Annotated in this window: 2 protein-coding genes; both read left to right on the top strand. The window is 66.2% G+C overall.

Annotated elements, in window-relative coordinates:
• Positions 1 to 230 precede the first annotated feature (230 nt).
• On the top strand, positions 231 to 578 hold the full coding sequence (locus P3W85_RS31295) for a c-type cytochrome (RefSeq protein WP_035810653.1): 348 nt from the start codon (positions 231 to 233) through the stop codon (positions 576 to 578).
• Between the two features lie 12 nt (positions 579 to 590).
• Positions 591 to 989 carry a c-type cytochrome gene (locus P3W85_RS31290; RefSeq protein WP_017226351.1) on the top strand — a complete coding sequence of 133 codons (399 nt, stop codon included), beginning with the start codon at positions 591 to 593 and terminating at the stop codon, positions 987 to 989.
• The last annotated feature ends 311 nt before the right edge of the window (positions 990 to 1300 follow it).

The raw sequence follows: 1300 nt of genomic DNA, 5'->3' as shown, positions 1-1300 counted from the left end.
CCGCCTTGTCGTTCTCGCGGTCGTTGCCGGGAGGCGGCGATCACAAGAGATGGTTCCAGAATGAGGCGGAGACAGCGCCGATATGCCATGCAGCGCCGTGGCATCCCGGCCCACCCAGGCAGTGCCACCCTGGGCCGCAGGCAGATGCGGCCTCGCCGGGCACATTCTGAAGCCATTTCCGACCGGTCGGGCAGGTCACCCAGGGTTTAACACTTCCAACAGCTACGACAATGAAAAAGCTCCTCACGATGGTGGTGCTGGGCGCAGCCGCAACGGCTGCGCAAGCCCAGGAAGTCAAGGGCAATGTGGACGCCGCCAAGAACAAGGTCGCCATGTGTATCGGCTGCCATGGGATTCCCGGCTATCGCGCGTCATTCCCCGAGGTGTACCAGGTGCCCCTGCTCGGCGGCCAGAACGCCAAGTACATCGAGAATGCGCTCAAGGAATACCAGAAGGGCGACCGCAAGCACCCGACCATGCGTGGCATTGCCGCGACCCTGACCGACCAGGACATCGCCGACGTCGCTGCCTACTATGCCCAGCAGACGTCCAGCTCGGCCAACAACACCCAGAAGTAAGAGGACCCATCCATGAATACGCTTAAGACGCTCTCGCTCGCGATCGGCGCACTCGTGCTGGGCGCCTCGGCCATGACCGCCTCGGCTGCCGACCTGGCCGCCGGCAAGGCGCTGGTGGAGAAGGGCAATTGCGCTGCCTGCCACGGCGCCGGCCTGAATGCCCCGATCAGCCCGGACTACCCGAAGCTGGCAGGCCAGCACGCCGACTACCTGTACCACGCCCTGGCCGCCTACCAGATCACCACCAACCCGCAGGTGGGCCGCTCCAACGCCATCATGGCGGGCCAGGTCAATGCCAATCCGGGCGTGACGGGCAAGGACGGCAAGCCGCGTCCCTTCACCCGCGACGAGCTGAAGGACATCGCCGCCTATATCGAATCGCTGCCGGGCGGACTGGTGCTGAAGAAGTAATCCTGCGCGCCGTCGGGCCAGCAAGACAAGCCGCTTCCCGCAAGCGGCTTTTTCTTGCCCGCGCGGCGCCGGACAGCGTGGGCGGCGGACGGGCAAGGTGACGCGAGCAGCGCAACATAATCGCCGCTCCACGGATATCCGGTTGGGGAAGCGGGCTGGCATGGCGTTGGTGGCCCTGGTGGTGGGCGGCGCCACGGGCGGCATCGCGGGCTTGGACCGTCCCAATGAGGGCAAGTTGATCACGGCGGCCTTTCCGCCCGCGATCAGCCGGCTTGTGCCCCAGGCCGATGCCCTGCAGGCCAAGGCGCAGC

It is taken from the genome of Cupriavidus basilensis (assembly GCF_029335485.1).
GTDB classification, from domain to species: Bacteria; Pseudomonadota; Gammaproteobacteria; order Burkholderiales; family Burkholderiaceae; genus Cupriavidus; species Cupriavidus basilensis_E.
Note: the sequence above shows the minus strand (reverse complement) of the source record. Positions and strands in the feature narration are given on the sequence as shown.